We start from the raw sequence: 15,543 nt of genomic DNA, 5'->3' as shown, positions 1-15,543 counted from the left end.
TCTAAAAAAATCTAGTTCTCTACGGCTGTCAAAGTAACTTCAATATTGCCAGCTGTTGCTTTTGAATAAGGACAAACTTTATGTGCAGCTTCTAGTAATTCTTGTGTTTCTTCGATTGATAAACCTTCAACTGAACCTTCGATCTCAACGCCTAACACAAAACTCATTTCACTTTCTGCATATAGAGACACTTGAGCGCTGATTGTTGATGCACCGTCAATATTTTTTTTTGTTTTGATCAAGTCTAATGCGCTATTGAAACATGCACTGAAGCCAGCGGCAAACAATTGTTCCGGATTTGTTGCATCTTCTACACGTTTACCTGGAGCTGCAATGTTAAGCTCGAATGAGTGATCTGGACTGTGTACTTCCCCAGAACGTCCGCCAGTATTGATCATTTTTGTTGAATACATTTTTTTCATTAAAAATCACTCCTCTTTTTATATTTGATACAATTAAATTGTACACAATTTAATTAGGTAGAGCAACTAACTTGCTTTGAAAAAAGTCTACTCCTGGTTTATGAATAAAAACTAAGAGTAGACTTTTTTATAGGAATAGGTCCGTTCATTTTAATTGTGACATCATTCGATCGGATGGTACGTAAATCCACTACCCATGACTTCTGCTACACTATTGACGATGACAAAAGCATTCGGATCGATTTCTTCAATTATCGGTTTGACTTTAGAAAATTCTTGGTCAGTTACAACCATCAACAACACTTCTTTTGATAGATTACTATAACCGCCTCTAGCTTCTAGGATCGTGAACCCACGTCCAATCTCCTGACTTAAACGTGTATGGATTTCTAAAAGATGATTCTCGCTTAGAACCATGATCGATTTTTGACGATTTGTTCCTGTTTCAATGTAATTCATCACGATGGATGTAATTACGATCGACAGAATCGCATAGAGAAATTCATCAAATCCAAAAACAAATAAGGTTAAGGAAACAACGACAGCATCGGTCATCAAAAGTCCAATGGAAGTACTTATATTGAAGTATTTTTTGAAGATAAGGGGAGGAATCGTGGTACCGCCACTAGATGAATTATTTTTGTATAAGATAGCTACACCCAAAGCAAAGATCGCACTACCGAAAATGACTGATAAGAGACGATCAGGCGTGATCATATACTCTGGGACGATCTCAATGATCGCTGGGAAGACTAAACTACCAAATAATACTTTAAAGAAAGGTTTCTTGCCTAAAAAAATCAAGGCCAAAATCAACATGATGATATTCAAAACTAGTATAACTGTTGCTCGGTTCAAACCTAAAGCTGACTCAAGTAAAATACCAAGTCCACTTACGCCACCAGCTGCAATGTGATGCGGACCTAAAAACATGTTGATACTGATAGCTAAAATAGTTAAAGCAAATACTATTTTAATGTATGTCCAAATTATATTTCTACCGTGTTTCATTTATCCACTTCCTACTATACATTTATTTCCAACTATTCTCATTATACATTAATTTTGTATAAAAGTTAACAAAGTTGAAAAAGAAAGTTAGATAAACCTAAATTTATAATGAATCGTTCAAAGCTAAAATGGGTCGAAATATTGGACACCAATCAATAAAAACAATTATGAAATGGAACAAAGCGTGTATTTTTTGATTTATGCTGACTCGTTATTTATAGAAACTATTTACAAAAGCTAATTGACCATCAAGGTGCATTGCCCTGTAGCGATTTTTAAATCATTATCTAAATAAATCGTTGCCTGCCAAAAATGAATATTTTTACCGATTTTTTCAGGTTGTGCAACCACTCTCAAGTTACCTGTAGAGGCTTTATTCAAATGTTGGACTTGCAGATCGATACCTACAGCAAAGTGGGGGGCTTGTAAATATTCGTTAGCCCCAATGCTACAAGCCGTTTCGATCAATACAGCATTGATTCCTCCATGCAAATAGCCATAAGGTTGGTGATGCTTTTCGTCAATTGCTAAAGTCAATTGGACTTCTTTAGGTGAAACAATACACGTTTCAATCCCTAGATGATCTAATAAATTCATCCTGTTACTCCTTATTTCTTATTCTTTATTGCTACTGTCATAATTAAACTCTATTTTTATCATTCAAACACTGTTTGCGAACTATTAGGGTATTCAATTAAAAATTTTTTACTGATGAATGGAAGAACTGTCAGTTAAAATTTAATCATTTAGTTTGAATGAAACACTTGTTCTAAATCTTTTACCAGAAAAAATGCCAAAGTTCATAAAAACAAATAATGGTCTGCTTTTTTTAGTTTTTTCATTAATTTCCGGATTTCTTTTATTTCATTAGGCGTATAGCCACCAATTATCCCTTTAACCAATGCTTTTTCTTTTTCTACTCCTGCCTTTTTATGATGAAGTCTTTTTTCAAAATCAACTATTTCTTTTGAAAATTTATTTTTTTTAGGCAATCAGAAAAAAAACACCCCCTATATATACGGTTATATAACAATTATATTATTATTATTCTAAAATTGTAACCGTTCGTTTAAAAAGGGGGAGAGGGATTTAGCTGATATTTTTATTTTGTTCTTTTTGCCTTTTACTGGTAATTACTTTATGTAAATTTTCAAAGGCCTCGAATCCATATTCTTCTACGAATTCATCAATTTCTTTGAGAAGTTCTTCATTATCAAGCTTTGTTTCTAACTGTTGTTCTTCTAATTTTTTTCCTGCAAAAGAGATGACTGACTGTTGTCTTTCGCTATTAAGTTTTTCAAAGATAGAGAGTAGACGACGAGAATTTTCTTCCTCACCTTCAATAATATAACCTTTTGTCACATGAAATAACTCAGCAATTTTTTGAATAGCACCCATACGAGGTGTTTTTAATCCAGTTTCCCAATTAGAAATAGTTTGCTTGCTAACACCGACTTTTATTGCCAATTCTTCTTGCGTCATTTGTTGTTTATGCCTTAGTTCACTAATCTTCTGTCCAATAATATTTTTATCCATAATAATCCTCCGAGTTCTTACTCCAATAATATACCAGAAACTGGTCTAAATCAACATTAAGTTATACATAGTTATATAAAATTATTTACTATAACTTTAAGTTATATTAAAATGTATAAATAGGAGGTGTTTTATATGTTGCAAATATCTTTGAAAGCAGCAAGAGTAAATTCAGATTTGAATCAGACTGAAGTAATTGCCATTCTGCAAAATAGTTATGGTCTAAATCTTACTAAGGAACAGCTTGCTGAGTACGAGGATGATGCCACTGATGTGCCAATTTCTTTAGCAAAGAAATTTTCGGAAATTTATGGTATTTCCGATGACTATATATTTTTCGGTAACAAATCAACTTTAAGTTATATTTCGCGTGGATTAAACCAAAATAATCTTTAGTGATTCATGTGATAAACATCAAGATAACCACTTAAAATTGATGAACAGCATATGACCTATTATTTGATGTGACGAATAAAATCATTTAAACCAAACGATGGTCTTTCAACATTTTAGCGTCCTTGTAATAGGTACTAATATAAGCAGACACATTTAATTTTTATTAAGGAGTGAGTAAGAATGCCATTGAACTGTCGGTCTAGAAAAAAAGAAAAAACTCGGACATACAAATCTTCGGTTTATCCAACCAGATTCTGAAGGAATAGAAGCAGTAATGAGGTAATTGAAGGGAAAACCACGTTGGAAAAGAGGAGTAAAAATGGAGTCTGGATTACGTAATCTCAAAAATCCGGTCAAACAGGTCAATCATCCTGAATAGACACGAAAAGAAATAGAAAAGTATTGTGTATCCAATGATATTGGTTATGAAGATTTAATGATTGGCTAATTCGAACAATCATTAGTTTAAGTATAGTATGACAAAAAAATACTTCATACCTTACGAAACGTCTATTTATATATGAGTTGGAAAAGAAATAAAATGAAAACTCTGTGCAATTTAGTTTGTGGTTTGACTAGTAGAAGCCAAATACTTTATATCAGTAGATCTAAAAGATGAATTTTTAAAGGAGTGATTTTTTGTGATGTACCCCAAAAGAATAGATATGAAACAAACAAGATGTAATGTGAGAGAAGTTTTAAAAAATTTTCGTAAACTTGATCGGCTGGTAGGACGTGTCACAGTCGACATTCAATCTCCTCATAGAATCAATAGCTTAAAAGCAACTCTTTCTGATCAATCTTCAGAAAGGGCATCTATGCAAATGATAGCGATTGAAGCAGAAAGGAATGCAATCTTAAATGCTTTGATGGTTTTGAGTCTAACGAATCGAATGATCCTTTATTATTCTTATTTTGTTCCTGAAAGTTTTTCGAATTATAAGATTAGTCTTGAAATCGGTTATTCCGAAAGAACGATTCAGAGAAAAAAAGCAGAAGCATTGATTGAATTCGCTGAAGCATATAAGACTGGAAAACTGATTGCGTATAAATAATTTGGCGTTTTTTTGGCAGATGATTGGCGGTTCCCATCTCTTCTTTGATGCTAGTATGAATGTAAGCTTAGGAAATGGCAGAAAATAATAAGTATTTGTTTTTCTATGTAATAACAGGTGATAGATAGGTGTATCTACATTTTCAAGATGAACATGGCACATATAGTGGAATAAAGAAAATAGAGCAATCAACTTAAGTCACTATATGAAACGAAAGAAGAATCAAATGATGAAAGATACAAATACTCTCACAGAAACAAAAACGTCAAAGATAACGGAGGTAGAGAATGACGGAAGTAGCAATTGGTGAATGGATGGCTGTCATAACACTTGGTGGAACGTTGATTGTAGGCGTAGCAAAATTCTATGCAATGTTTACAAAGCTCGATCATACATTGGGGAAATTAGAGAATACTATTGTTCGAGTAGAAAAAAGCCAAATCGAGTATGGCAATCGTCTCTCAATTATTGAAGAACAAATCAAATCTATTTTCAAACAAATTGGAAAGGAGGTGAAGTAGGTTGACCGAAATCTTAACGATTTCAAGTATTATCACACCACTGGTCGTCGGTGTGACAGAACTGGTGAAAGGACAAATAGGACGCAGTAAACTTTTGCCTATCAGCAACGTGGTTACTGGAATTTTGCTTAGTGGGCTGTATTCCTTCTCATTCGTTCCACAGGATCTCATTCTTTATTTATGGGCAGGAGCGATTGCTGGTTTGGCCGCAGGTGGATTATTTGATTTAGGAGATCATGTAATGAAGTTACAGGAGTCTAATAAAAGCAATTGATCGTCCAAGTTTCTTTTACCAGTAAAGGAGGTGAGGAAGATAAGACTGGAGGATCTACGAGGAGATGGACGTATTTTAGGACCGACCAATGCCAAAAGAAAGGCATCAGAAATAACTAAAATTGCGCGTCATCATTCGGCAACAACCACAGGAGATGTATGGGCGTTTCAAAACTATTGGAAGAACACATTGGGGTGGGGAACTGGTGGCTATCATGAGATTATCCTAAGAGATGGCACGGTACAATGGTGTTACTTTGATGAAGATATCACAAATGGTGTGGGGGGACATAACATACCAACCTACCATATTTGTCTTGTTGGAAATGGCTCGTTCACTAAAGAACAGGAAAAAGCATTTGACACGCGAGCAAAAGCGGCGATGCAACGTTTTGACCTATCAGTGAAGGATATTTTGGGGCACAATGAGTTCATTGGACACTCTTCGACTATCTGTCCGGGTATTAACATGAGGATGATTCGTGATCGCTTAGGTGATGCTGAGGACTTGACACATGATGAAATCATTTTAGCTAGTCCACCCAAGGTAGTCGGAAACTATCGAGGAAAATTAGAAATATTCAATGAGCTATCTTTAGGTATATTTCGGATAGCAGGATGGTTAATACCCCAAAATGGAGCAGCCTTTTTGGATCTAGGCTATGTTTTTTTGATAGATGCCGATAATCCCTCTGTAGAAATTGGTCGTTGTCGGTCAGCAGGCATTATACGAGACGATGTGAATGTTGCTTACGGCTTACCAACTGGTCTACGGTTTGGTTTGGACGGCACACTTGACATTCAAAAACATGCAGGAAAAAAAGTATTTCCGATGTTAAGGCGGACGAATGAACCAAACGGAAATATGATCAGTGGACAAACAGTTGATGTTTCTTTTCCAGAATATACTTTGACCATTCCTAAACGATAATAAAGTTTGTTTCATTGTTCATATTATAATCAAACAAAAACAATACAACAATAAATAAAATATCAAAATTTAATGAGAAAATGATTTTGTAAAATAATAAAATCAGAGAAAGGAAGATTATTATGACAATCAAAATTGAGGATTTACGAGGAGATTCACGGATTTTAGGACCAACTAATGCGAAACGAGACGTTTCAGTGGTCAAAAACATTGCACGTCACCATTCAGCAACTGAAACAGGAGATGTTTTTATCTTTCAACAATATTGGAATGGAGAACTAGGCTGGGGAACTGGCGGTTATCATGAGATTATCTTACGTGACGGAACTGTACAATGGTGCTACTTTGATGAAGATGTAACTAATGGTGTTGGTGGGCACAATACACCAACCTATCATATCTGTTTAGTAGGAAATGGTTCATTTACGGAAGCTCAAGAAGAAGCTTTCAATCAGCGTGCGAAAGCCGCAATGGAACGATTTGGTTTATCCGTTGAAAACGTCTTAGGTCATAATGAGTTTAGTGGACATGCGTCAAATATTTGTCCAGGGACAAATATGGATGCTGTCAGAGATATCCTTAATGGTGGGGATGGCAACGTTCCAGAACCGGACTATATCATGCATGATTGGAATAAAGAAATGGTCGTAGCAGCAGATGTTTTAAATGTACGCCAAGAGCCAAACACACGATCAGCAATCTTACGTCAATTAACTAGAAGTCAAGTTTTCCATTCTGCACGAGTGACGATCAACGGGGAGTTAGTGAATGGTATCAGACACTGGTATGAAGTGGATGGTAACGGCTGGGTTTCAGGATCATTAGTAGCAGAAGCATCTTCTGATAATGAATGGATTGAAAGAAAAGGCGAGGTGACTGTCGCTATTTCAGGAGGGATCAACTTACGAGGACCTTCAAGTGACAATGTAACCAATCCAACTAGTCTGCCAATACTACGTCGCGTGGATCTGGGGGAAACGTTCGAATATGACAAAATACTCGTACAAAAGAATGGCCATGCCTTTGTAAGACAGTCAATTAGTGAAGGTTATACTTGGTTGGCTATTGGTTCAACTGCTAATGGAATCGTTACTTCATACTGGGTTACTGGCATTGAAATCTAATTGCTATAATTAATAATTACGCACAGTTTTGAGAAAAGCCGAAAACTAACAGAAACAAGTAAAAAAACGAGAATTTGAAAATAAATTTTCGTTTTTTTACTTGTTTTCGAAAGATTTGCCTTTGAAACTACATCGATAACCACTATTTCTCTTATTCAAGTATAGTGAGAGTTAAGGGAAGCTCGAACATACTCTAATGGACCTCGAGTCCGTGTAAAGAAAAGTCGAATCGGAATGAATGAGTGAAAGATGTTCAATCAAATAATAAAGGAGAAGTCGCATGACCTTTATTTTTGCTTTTGACGTATCTAAAGGTAAAAGTTACAAAGTACTTTACCATAATCAACAATGTCTAACAGAAGGGAAAGTCTGTCATAATCAAGAAGAGTTCCGCCAGTTACTTGAAGAAATCACCGTACTGCCAGAAACGCCTGAAATTATTTTTGAAGCAACCGGTGTCTCCTCTCGTCCATTAGAAAAATTCTGTCAAAATAACCGGTTAGCCTATTGTCTATTAAACTTTTTGGAGAGAGATATTAGCCCTCTCATACCACCTGAAACTGAATAAGCGGTGAGAACAGAATCAACCTCTTCATTATTTATATAAAAGAGCTGTACTGCTGTGAAAGTATGTCTATCTAGGAAATAGCGACTAAAATAGTAAACGAAATAGAGGATTTTGAAAACATTCATTTGCTTGCGTAGCAATTGTTTATTATGAGTATGAATGGTAAAAGCAAAAAAATTACGTATTAGGTATATGCTAGATTATGAATATAGTCAGGGACTAATAAGAGAAGATATTTGAAGTAATCAATTACAATGAAAAATAGAAACAATAAATTCACTGAAAAAATCTAAAATCATTTATTTGAAAGTTAGATTATAAAGCTTTTCTTGCGCTTAACTCATTCAATATTCTTTGTACAGTAATTTATAAAGAAATTATCATTAAATGCTTAAAACTTGTGTATAATAAATTTAATGAATTTTAGGAGGAGATAGAAATGAGAGAATGGAAAACGATCAAGGAATACGACGAAATCTTATTTGAACAATATGGGAAGATTGCTAAGATAACAATCAATCGTCCGGAGGTCCATAATGCTTTTACACCAAAAACAGTCTTTGAGATGATCGAAGCTTTTACAATCAGTCGTGATCGTCAAGATATCGGTGTTATCATTTTGACAGGGGCTGGTGACAAAGCATTTTGTTCAGGTGGCGATCAGAAAGTTCGAGGAAATGGTGGGTATGTTGGTGAAGACCAAATTCCGCGTCTTAATGTACTAGATTTGCAACGATTGATCCGAGTCATTCCTAAGCCAGTGATTGCGATGGTAAAAGGTTGGTCGATCGGTGGTGGAAATGTCTTACAACTTGTGTGTGATATCACAATCGCAGCCGAAAATGCGAAATTCGGTCAAACAGGGCCTAACGTTGGGAGCTTCGATGGTGGCTATGGTTCTGGCTACTTGGCTCGTGTCGTAGGGCATAAAAAAGCGAAAGAAGTTTGGTTCATGACGAAGCAGTATAGTGCTGAAGAAGCGTTGGCAATGAATTGGATCAATACGGTCGTACCGCTCGAACAAGTAGAGGATGTGACGATCGAGTGGGCAGAAGAGATGTTGAAGAAAAGCCCACTAGCTCTACGAATGATCAAAGCGGCAATGAACGCAGATACAGATGGCTTAGCAGGTATCCAACAATTGGCAGGGGATGCGACGCTTTTATATTACACCATGGATGAAGCACAAGAAGGACGCGACGCATTTAAAGAAAAAAGAGAACCTGATTTTGACCAATTTCCTAAGTTCCCTTAAACCTCAACCTAATAGCTGGTTGCAAAAACAAGCAATGCTTCATCCAGATGCACCAGCCTGTCAGTGGAACGATCATCATTTGTCTTTTCGCGAGCTGACTTCACACGTTCAAAGTTTTGCAGAGTATTATCATCGAATATTACCCAAAGCGAGTGAACGAGTTGCCTTGTATTGTGAAAATGATTTAGATGCCTATTTATCGATCTTGGCATTATGGGAGTTAGGAAAAGAAATCCAGTTTGTCAATACACGCTTGACGACGAATGAGATCAATGAACAGATGGCAGATGCTGGGACATCCACTCTTATTTCTGCCAATAAATTAGCAGTCAACGAGCGCATCACTTGGTTTTCATTTCCCGATCCTTCGGAATTACACGTCCTACAGCCGAAGAATTGGTTTGATGAAGGGTACGGAGAAAAGGCAATTGCGTCAATCATGTATACGTCTGGAACGACAGGTAAACCGAAAGGCGTACCGCAAACATTTGCCAATCACTATGCGAGTAGCCAAGCGACTGCGCTAAGTTTAGAAGTAGATCGTTCAGATAGCTGGATCTGCTGTGTGCCACTCTATCACATTAGTGGCTTGTCTATTTTATTACGCTCACTTGCTTTAGGCATCCAAGTGATTCTGTTGCAGGGATTCTCTCCTCAACAAGTCCATCAACTTTTAGCAAATGGAAGTGGCAACTATATTTCTTTGGTCAGCAAAATGTTGAAAGACCTTGAACCATTGATCCCAGAAAGTGGTTATGCTCCCTCATTCAAAAAAGTATTATTAGGGGGAGGGCCGGGAGAAGGACGAGTCATGCAAGCATGTATGGAAAAACAGGTGCCTGTGATGCTTTCTTATGGCATGACAGAAACCTGTTCACAGATCGTCGCCCTTTCTCCGGAGTCATTCGAAGCAAAAACCGGTTCTTCTGGTAAAGCTTTGTCTGAGGTATCGATCCGTATTCAAAAAGATAAGAAGTCAGATCAAATGGGAGAGATTTTAGTCAAAGGACCATCGATCATCGACCACTATTTGAATTGCGTCAATCCGGATTCTTGGACAGAGGATGGTTGGTTTCACACTGGCGATTGGGGGTACCTTGATGAAGAGGATTATCTTTATATTGTCAGTCGCATGAGTGAACGCATCATTTCGGGGGGAGAGAATATTTTCCCAGTTGAAATCGAGCGAGTACTTTTAACTTGCAATAAAATTGCGGAGGTCGCTGTCGTAGGGGCTTGGGATAAAACATGGGGGCAAACACCTGTTGCTTATGTGCGATTAGATGAACCACTTACTGATAGAGAAATCACTGATCTACTAGCGCCATTAGCACGTTACAAGCATCCAACTAAAATCTACTGTGTCTCGGAAATTCCTAAAACGGCGACTGGAAAACCAATCAAACGTCTTTTAATGACAGAAGAAAGAGTGAATTACATTGAATATCAAATTAGATAGCTCAATCGATGATCAGCTTTTAAAAAATCATCTTTATTTTACTTATAGCTACGAGCTTGGTGAACAAACGGTAAAAAAACTCTTGCCTCTTGTCCCATCTAAAGGAGATCGCTTTTATTGGTGTCCTCCTGATGAGGATTGTGAGCTATTAGGAATAGGAGAAAATTTATTTGATGGACAACAGGATGATATGCCCAGTGCTATCAAAAGATTTTCTCTTGAGTTTTCTAAAAGTTTTTTAAACGTATCGAGCCAGAAGGGGAGACCTTTGCTTTTTGGAGGCTTTCCCTTTGATCCAAACAACTTAAAAGAAAAGATTTGGAGTGAGCTTGAATCTGGCTATTTCATTCTACCAAGTATTCTTTTCAAGCGAATAGGTTCAAAGACTCAAGTTGTTTTGACAATCAGAAAAGAAGCTGCAACAACCAGGAGTCTTTTAAAAGATTTTTCGTATTTAGATAGTCTTGTGAGTGAATTGTTAGAAGGCAAAGAACAATCAGCAAATGTTCTTGTGTCGTCCGAAGAGCTGGCAGTTCCAACTTTTCTACACAATGTAGATGATGCGCGCAAGGAAATCATACACAAAGCTACTTCGCTTAAAAAGGTCGTCTTAGCAAGACAATTGGCAATACACGGATCTTTCCAGTCGATCACTCAAATTCTTCATCGTTTAGCTGAACAACAACCACAGACTTATTTATTTCTTTTAGCATCGAATCAACTTGCTTTCATTGGTGCAACTCCAGAACGATTGATTCAAGGAACGAAAAGTCATTTTATGACTGCTGGGATAGCAGGTTCGGCACCTAGAGGATCTACTATGCAGGAAGACGATGAAATCGGCAAAGAACTTTTAAAAGACTCTAAAAATACACAAGAACACGGAATTGTTGCGCAACGATTAGAGGATCAATTAGCAAATATTGTCGCAGGGGATGTCGCTGTTTCTTCCCGTCGGTTATTGAAAAACCGTGACATTCAACATTTAGCGATGACTTTCTCTGGAGAACGTAAACAGGGAGTCTCATTGATCGATGCGGTTGAACTGATCCATCCTTCACCGGCTTTAGGTGGTGAACCTCAAAGATTAGCGTTGCAATGGATCAAAGATCATGAACCTTTCGGTAGAGGGTTATACGGGGCACCAATCGGGTGGGTGGACCCGATCGAGGATGTCGGTGAGTTTGCTGTAGGCATCCGCTCAGGCATCTTGACTGAAACCGAAGGAATATTATATGCAGGTTGTGGCATTGTTGCGGATTCTGATCCTGAGGCAGAACGCCAAGAAACATTGCTGAAATTCCAACCAATGCTTAGAGGAGTGAAAGGATGACGAGACAACAAGAGATGACCGCTTATTTATTGGCATTCATCAAAGGAATGAAAGAAGGCGGGCTTAAAAATGTCGTGATCAGTCCTGGTTCACGATCGACCCCACTTGCCTTGTTACTTCATAGAGACCCAGAGATCAATACAACAGTCAATGTTGATGAGCGATCGGCGGCATTCTTTGCATTAGGTATGGCAAAAGCATTGAAACAACCAGTCGGGGTTCTTTGTACGTCTGGTACTGCCGCAGCGAACTTCTTTCCAGCGGTTTGTGAAGCAAAAGCAACAAACATTCCTTTACTATTGCTAACAGCAGATCGTCCACCAGAAGCACGTGGCGTTGGTTCGCCACAAACGATGGACCAACAAAAGTTATTTGGTTCGCATATCAAAAAGTTTATTGAATTAGCACTTCCTGAAGCCAGTTCGGAAATGATACGGTATAGCTACTGGCATGGTGCCAATGGTGCCTATGAAGCAACACGCGTGCCTGCTGGCCCTATTCAGATCAATTTGCCTTTTAGAGAGCCATTATTGCCTGATTTAACTTTTTCTCTTGATGGATCTTTTCATCCAAAAAAACTGGTTACTCAAATTGTGTCGAAGCAAGTACCGGAGCTTGTTCCTTGGCTATCAAAAAAAGGGTTGATGATCGTCGGTAAAGAATTGACACCTGATGAGGCAAAAGCGTTACTTACTTTAGCAACAGCTTTACAATGGCCAATCATTGGCGATCCATTGGCAAATCTAGGTGCTTGTCAACAAATGAGCGATGTCTATCTTCCGCACGCAGATTTGATTTTTTCTGGACCGGTTCCTGAAACTCCTGAAGTCATTTGGCAATTTGGTAATCTTCCTGTAGCTAAAAATGTGATGCTTTATTTAAAAAAACATCACGAAACTATTTCTGACTATGTCTTGATCGATGAGGAAGAATGGCGTGATCCATTACATTTAGGAACAAGTTTTATCCAAATCGGTGTACTTGATTTCTGTAAACTAGTATCGGAAACTTTGGATGCAATACCTACGCCACCCCCTGACGAATGGTTGGTGCAATGGAAAAGAGCTTATCAAAAAGCGAGAGAAGTTATCACTAAAGAATTGTCTATCGATGAATGGAGCGAAAGCAATGCTAGTTGCCAGTTATTGCAAGCGATAAAATCAGAGGAAGCTTTATTTTTGGCAAATAGTAACGCGATCCGCTTTGTTGATCGTTTTGCTTCGCCTACTACAGAGTCATTTCCGATCTATGGGAATCGAGGGATCAACGGGATCGACGGGTTGATTTCTACAGCGGCAGGAATCGCTTTGGTAAGGAACAAGCGGATGTTTGTCTTGATCGGCGATCTTGCGCTGTTTCATGACATGAACGCGTTGGAGCTAATTCGACGTTATCACTTACCTGTTACTTTAGTCGTATTGAACAACAATGGTGGTGGAATTTTTTCTTTTCTTCCTCAAAATCAACTTTCAGAGACTGATTTTGAACCATTGTTTGGTACACCACTTGATTTAGAATTAGAGAAAGTAGCAGATTTATATAATGGTCATTATATACAACCACCTTCAAGTAAAGAGTTTGAGCAAGCGATTGAAAAAAGCCGGAATCAAGGGGATTGGACAATGATTGAAATCAGAGGGCAACAACAAGATCCTGTCCAATTATGGGAGCAGATGAAGCGTCGTTATCAGGAGGAAATAGACTGATGCCAGTTAAGACTGTACGTGGGGTGGCTTACCATTACCGTTGGTTACACCAAACTGATCCAAAACAGCCAACGGTTATTTGTTTGCATGGCTTTACCGGTAGTACACAAACGTTTATGTTTGAGAATCCTCAGTTTAATTACTTAGCCATTGATTTGATCGGTCATGGAAAAACAGCGGTTTACCTTCATCCTTACCGTTACCAACTTACGTCATTGGTAGCTGATTTGGCGAGTTTAGTCTCATTATTAAAAATTCCTTCTTTTTATGTATTAGGCTACTCGATGGGGGCTCGAGTAGCACTTGCTTGGGCGCTCGAACGGCCACAAGGGATCAAAGGCCTCATTTTAGAAGGTGGAACTGCAGGAATTGCAGATGAACAGCAACGAAACCATCGTAAAAAAGCTGATCGAAAACTTGCTTTACGTTTATTGAGAGAGCCTTTGAGTGATTTTGTTGATTATTGGGAGAAGTTGCCACTATTCGCTTCACAACAGGCGTTATCCTTGGAACAAAAAAGCAGAGTAAGAAACGAGCGCCTTGCTCAAAATAAGCTAGGTTTAGCATTAAGTCTTTACTATATGGGAACTGGCGCGCAAAAAAATTATTGGCCAGATTTAGCGAGTATCGAATGCCCACTATTGTATCTTGTTGGTCAAAAGGATGAGAAGTTCCAAAAGATCGGTAAACAAATAACAAACATCAAAGAGATTTTTCGTTGCCAGATCCTTACGGAATGCGGGCACTGTTGTCACATCGAGCAACCTAGGCTATTTGAGACAACTGTCACTACTTGGATCAGTGAAATGGAAAGGGAGTGGACGCCATCAAAATAGTCAACATCCAACAGTACTGTTTGCGATTCCCCTTAGTGACACCTTTCAGAACGAGTTATGGTCGATTGGATACAAAGGCTTTTGATTTGTTGATCGTGGAAGATGAGTTAGGGAATCAGGGGATCGGCGAGTTAGTCGCTTTTGAACGTGCAGATTACATCGAAGAAACGATTGATATGAGTCGATCGGTATTACAAAAAGAGCTGATTCCTTGTTTATTCGAACTTGACTTCTCACATCCAGAAGAAATTTGGTCAGCTTTCAAATATACGCAAGGGAATTTTATGGCAAAATCAGCGGTCGAAACAGCGGTTTGGGATCTTTATGCTCGTCGAATAGGGCGCCCATTACAAAAGTTGTTTTCCGCCGAACGATCAGCGATTCCCGTAGGTGTCAGTATTGGTGTCCATGACAACCCGATAGATTTACTTGCGACTGCAAAAACTTATGTTGATCAAGGATACCAACGAATCAAGTTGAAAATCACTCCTGGCAATGACTTAGTGCCACTGCAAGTGTTGCGTGAACAATATCCAGAGATCCAATTGATGGCTGATGCGAATTCTGCTTATACGATCAGCGATCTGCCGTTATTCAAGAAAATGGATGCCTTGAAGCTTGCGATGATCGAACAACCTTTTCACCCTCGTGACTATGTTGACCATGCCATACTTCAAAAGGAAATCAAAACAGCAGTTTGTCTTGATGAGAATATTCGAACACTGGAAGACGTAAAAACAGCTCATGCACTGGGAAGTTGTCGAGCAATCAATTTAAAGATTCCCAGAGTCGGAGGAATCACTGAGGCTTTAAGAATCGTCGATTTTTGTCAGGAAAATGACTTGCTCGTTTGGTTAGGTGGGATGTTTGAATCCGGAGTCGGTCGAGCGATGAATCTGCATTTTGCAAGTCAAGATTGCTTTACTTTTCCAGGAGACTTGTCTGCTTTTGATCGCTATTTCTATGATGATATTGTCGAACCCAAAGCACGAATCACAAATGGACATTTGAGGATTCCTGGTCAATCAGGGATTGGTGTCACATGGCAAGAAGAGCAGTTGTTAAAGTATGCATATGATCAGAAAACCTATGTAAATAAATAGCGTCAAGAAGATGA

General features: G+C 38.2%; 18 protein-coding genes. 13 read left to right on the top strand and 5 right to left on the bottom strand.

The window, feature by feature from the left end; all coding sequences use genetic code 11:
- Nucleotides 1-11: 11 nt before the first annotated feature.
- From IGJ99_RS07380 to IGJ99_RS07360, 5 genes are all read right to left on the bottom strand, one after another.
- A complete protein-coding gene (locus tag IGJ99_RS07380; RefSeq protein WP_438770720.1) occupies nt 12-422 on the bottom strand; it encodes an organic hydroperoxide resistance protein in 411 nt (136 codons plus the stop codon).
- 162 nt (nt 423-584) lie between these two features.
- The gene (locus IGJ99_RS07375) at nt 585-1,433 is read right to left on the bottom strand and encodes a YitT family protein (RefSeq protein WP_062805210.1); all 849 of its coding nucleotides are present in this window, start codon (nt 1,431-1,433) and stop codon (nt 585-587) included.
- Between the two features lie 237 nt (nt 1,434-1,670).
- Nucleotides 1,671-2,030 (bottom strand): PaaI family thioesterase, encoded by a 360-nt coding sequence (locus tag IGJ99_RS07370; RefSeq protein WP_010735408.1) that lies wholly within the window; start codon nt 2,028-2,030, stop codon nt 1,671-1,673.
- A 203-nt stretch (nt 2,031-2,233) separates the two neighbouring features.
- On the bottom strand, nt 2,234-2,425 hold the full coding sequence (locus IGJ99_RS07365; protein WP_023519704.1) for a hypothetical protein: 192 nt from the start codon (nt 2,423-2,425) through the stop codon (nt 2,234-2,236).
- Between the two features lie 97 nt (nt 2,426-2,522).
- Nucleotides 2,523-2,969: a helix-turn-helix domain-containing protein gene (locus IGJ99_RS07360; protein WP_023519703.1), complete on the bottom strand. Its 447-nt coding sequence runs from the start codon at nt 2,967-2,969 to the stop codon at nt 2,523-2,525.
- 135 nt (nt 2,970-3,104) lie between these two features.
- Between IGJ99_RS07360 and IGJ99_RS07355 the strand changes: the two genes are divergently transcribed.
- The 13 genes from IGJ99_RS07355 (at nt 3,105) to menC (ending at nt 15,529) form a co-directional block, all read left to right on the top strand.
- Nucleotides 3,105-3,365 carry a helix-turn-helix domain-containing protein gene (locus IGJ99_RS07355; RefSeq protein WP_062805211.1) on the top strand — a complete coding sequence of 87 codons (261 nt, stop codon included), beginning with the start codon at nt 3,105-3,107 and terminating at the stop codon, nt 3,363-3,365.
- Between the two features lie 641 nt (nt 3,366-4,006).
- Entirely contained in the window at nt 4,007-4,420 is a 414-nt protein-coding gene (locus tag IGJ99_RS07350) for an ArpU family phage packaging/lysis transcriptional regulator (protein WP_023519701.1), read from the top strand.
- Nucleotides 4,421-4,707: 287 nt separating this feature from the next.
- The gene (locus IGJ99_RS07345; protein ID WP_010735412.1) at nt 4,708-4,941 is read left to right on the top strand and encodes a hypothetical protein; all 234 of its coding nucleotides are present in this window, start codon (nt 4,708-4,710) and stop codon (nt 4,939-4,941) included.
- A 1-nt stretch (nt 4,942) separates the two neighbouring features.
- Nucleotides 4,943-5,215: a holin gene (locus IGJ99_RS07340; protein WP_010735413.1), complete on the top strand. Its 273-nt coding sequence runs from the start codon at nt 4,943-4,945 to the stop codon at nt 5,213-5,215.
- Between the two features lie 30 nt (nt 5,216-5,245).
- A complete protein-coding gene (locus IGJ99_RS07335) occupies nt 5,246-6,145 on the top strand; it encodes a peptidoglycan recognition protein family protein (protein WP_438770719.1) in 900 nt (299 codons plus the stop codon).
- A 122-nt stretch (nt 6,146-6,267) separates the two neighbouring features.
- On the top strand, nt 6,268-7,269 hold the full coding sequence (locus IGJ99_RS07330) for an N-acetylmuramoyl-L-alanine amidase (protein ID WP_010735415.1): 1,002 nt from the start codon (nt 6,268-6,270) through the stop codon (nt 7,267-7,269).
- Nucleotides 7,270-7,549: 280 nt separating this feature from the next.
- The gene (locus IGJ99_RS07325; RefSeq protein ID WP_023519698.1) at nt 7,550-7,837 is read left to right on the top strand and encodes a transposase; all 288 of its coding nucleotides are present in this window, start codon (nt 7,550-7,552) and stop codon (nt 7,835-7,837) included.
- A 439-nt stretch (nt 7,838-8,276) separates the two neighbouring features.
- Complete coding sequence (menB, locus tag IGJ99_RS07320; RefSeq protein ID WP_010735416.1) at nt 8,277-9,092, top strand: 1,4-dihydroxy-2-naphthoyl-CoA synthase; 816 nt, start codon at nt 8,277-8,279, stop codon at nt 9,090-9,092.
- Nucleotides 9,067-10,551 carry an o-succinylbenzoate--CoA ligase gene (gene menE, locus IGJ99_RS07315; RefSeq protein WP_349519484.1) on the top strand — a complete coding sequence of 495 codons (1,485 nt, stop codon included), beginning with the start codon at nt 9,067-9,069 and terminating at the stop codon, nt 10,549-10,551. Before menB ends, menE begins: the two co-directional genes overlap by 26 nt.
- Nucleotides 10,532-11,884 carry an isochorismate synthase gene (locus IGJ99_RS07310; protein WP_438770718.1) on the top strand — a complete coding sequence of 451 codons (1,353 nt, stop codon included), beginning with the start codon at nt 10,532-10,534 and terminating at the stop codon, nt 11,882-11,884. The genes menE and IGJ99_RS07310 overlap by 20 nt, the downstream gene beginning before the upstream one ends.
- On the top strand, nt 11,881-13,590 hold the full coding sequence (menD, locus tag IGJ99_RS07305; protein WP_438748058.1) for a 2-succinyl-5-enolpyruvyl-6-hydroxy-3-cyclohexene-1-carboxylic-acid synthase: 1,710 nt from the start codon (nt 11,881-11,883) through the stop codon (nt 13,588-13,590). Before IGJ99_RS07310 ends, menD begins: the two co-directional genes overlap by 4 nt.
- Nucleotides 13,590-14,426 carry a 2-succinyl-6-hydroxy-2,4-cyclohexadiene-1-carboxylate synthase gene (gene menH / locus IGJ99_RS07300; RefSeq protein ID WP_409173357.1) on the top strand — a complete coding sequence of 279 codons (837 nt, stop codon included), beginning with the start codon at nt 13,590-13,592 and terminating at the stop codon, nt 14,424-14,426. The genes menD and menH overlap by 1 nt, the downstream gene beginning before the upstream one ends.
- Nucleotides 14,417-15,529, top strand: a complete 1,113-nt coding sequence (gene menC / locus IGJ99_RS07295; RefSeq protein ID WP_226076621.1) for an o-succinylbenzoate synthase — start codon at nt 14,417-14,419, stop codon at nt 15,527-15,529. Before menH ends, menC begins: the two co-directional genes overlap by 10 nt.
- The last annotated feature ends 14 nt before the right edge of the window (nt 15,530-15,543 follow it).

It is taken from the genome of Enterococcus sp. AZ095b (assembly GCF_051714725.1).
Classification (GTDB): domain Bacteria; phylum Bacillota; class Bacilli; order Lactobacillales; family Enterococcaceae; genus Enterococcus_B; species Enterococcus_B pernyi.
The sequence above is the reverse complement of the archived record's forward strand: the minus strand, read 5'-3'. Positions and strand labels throughout refer to the sequence as shown.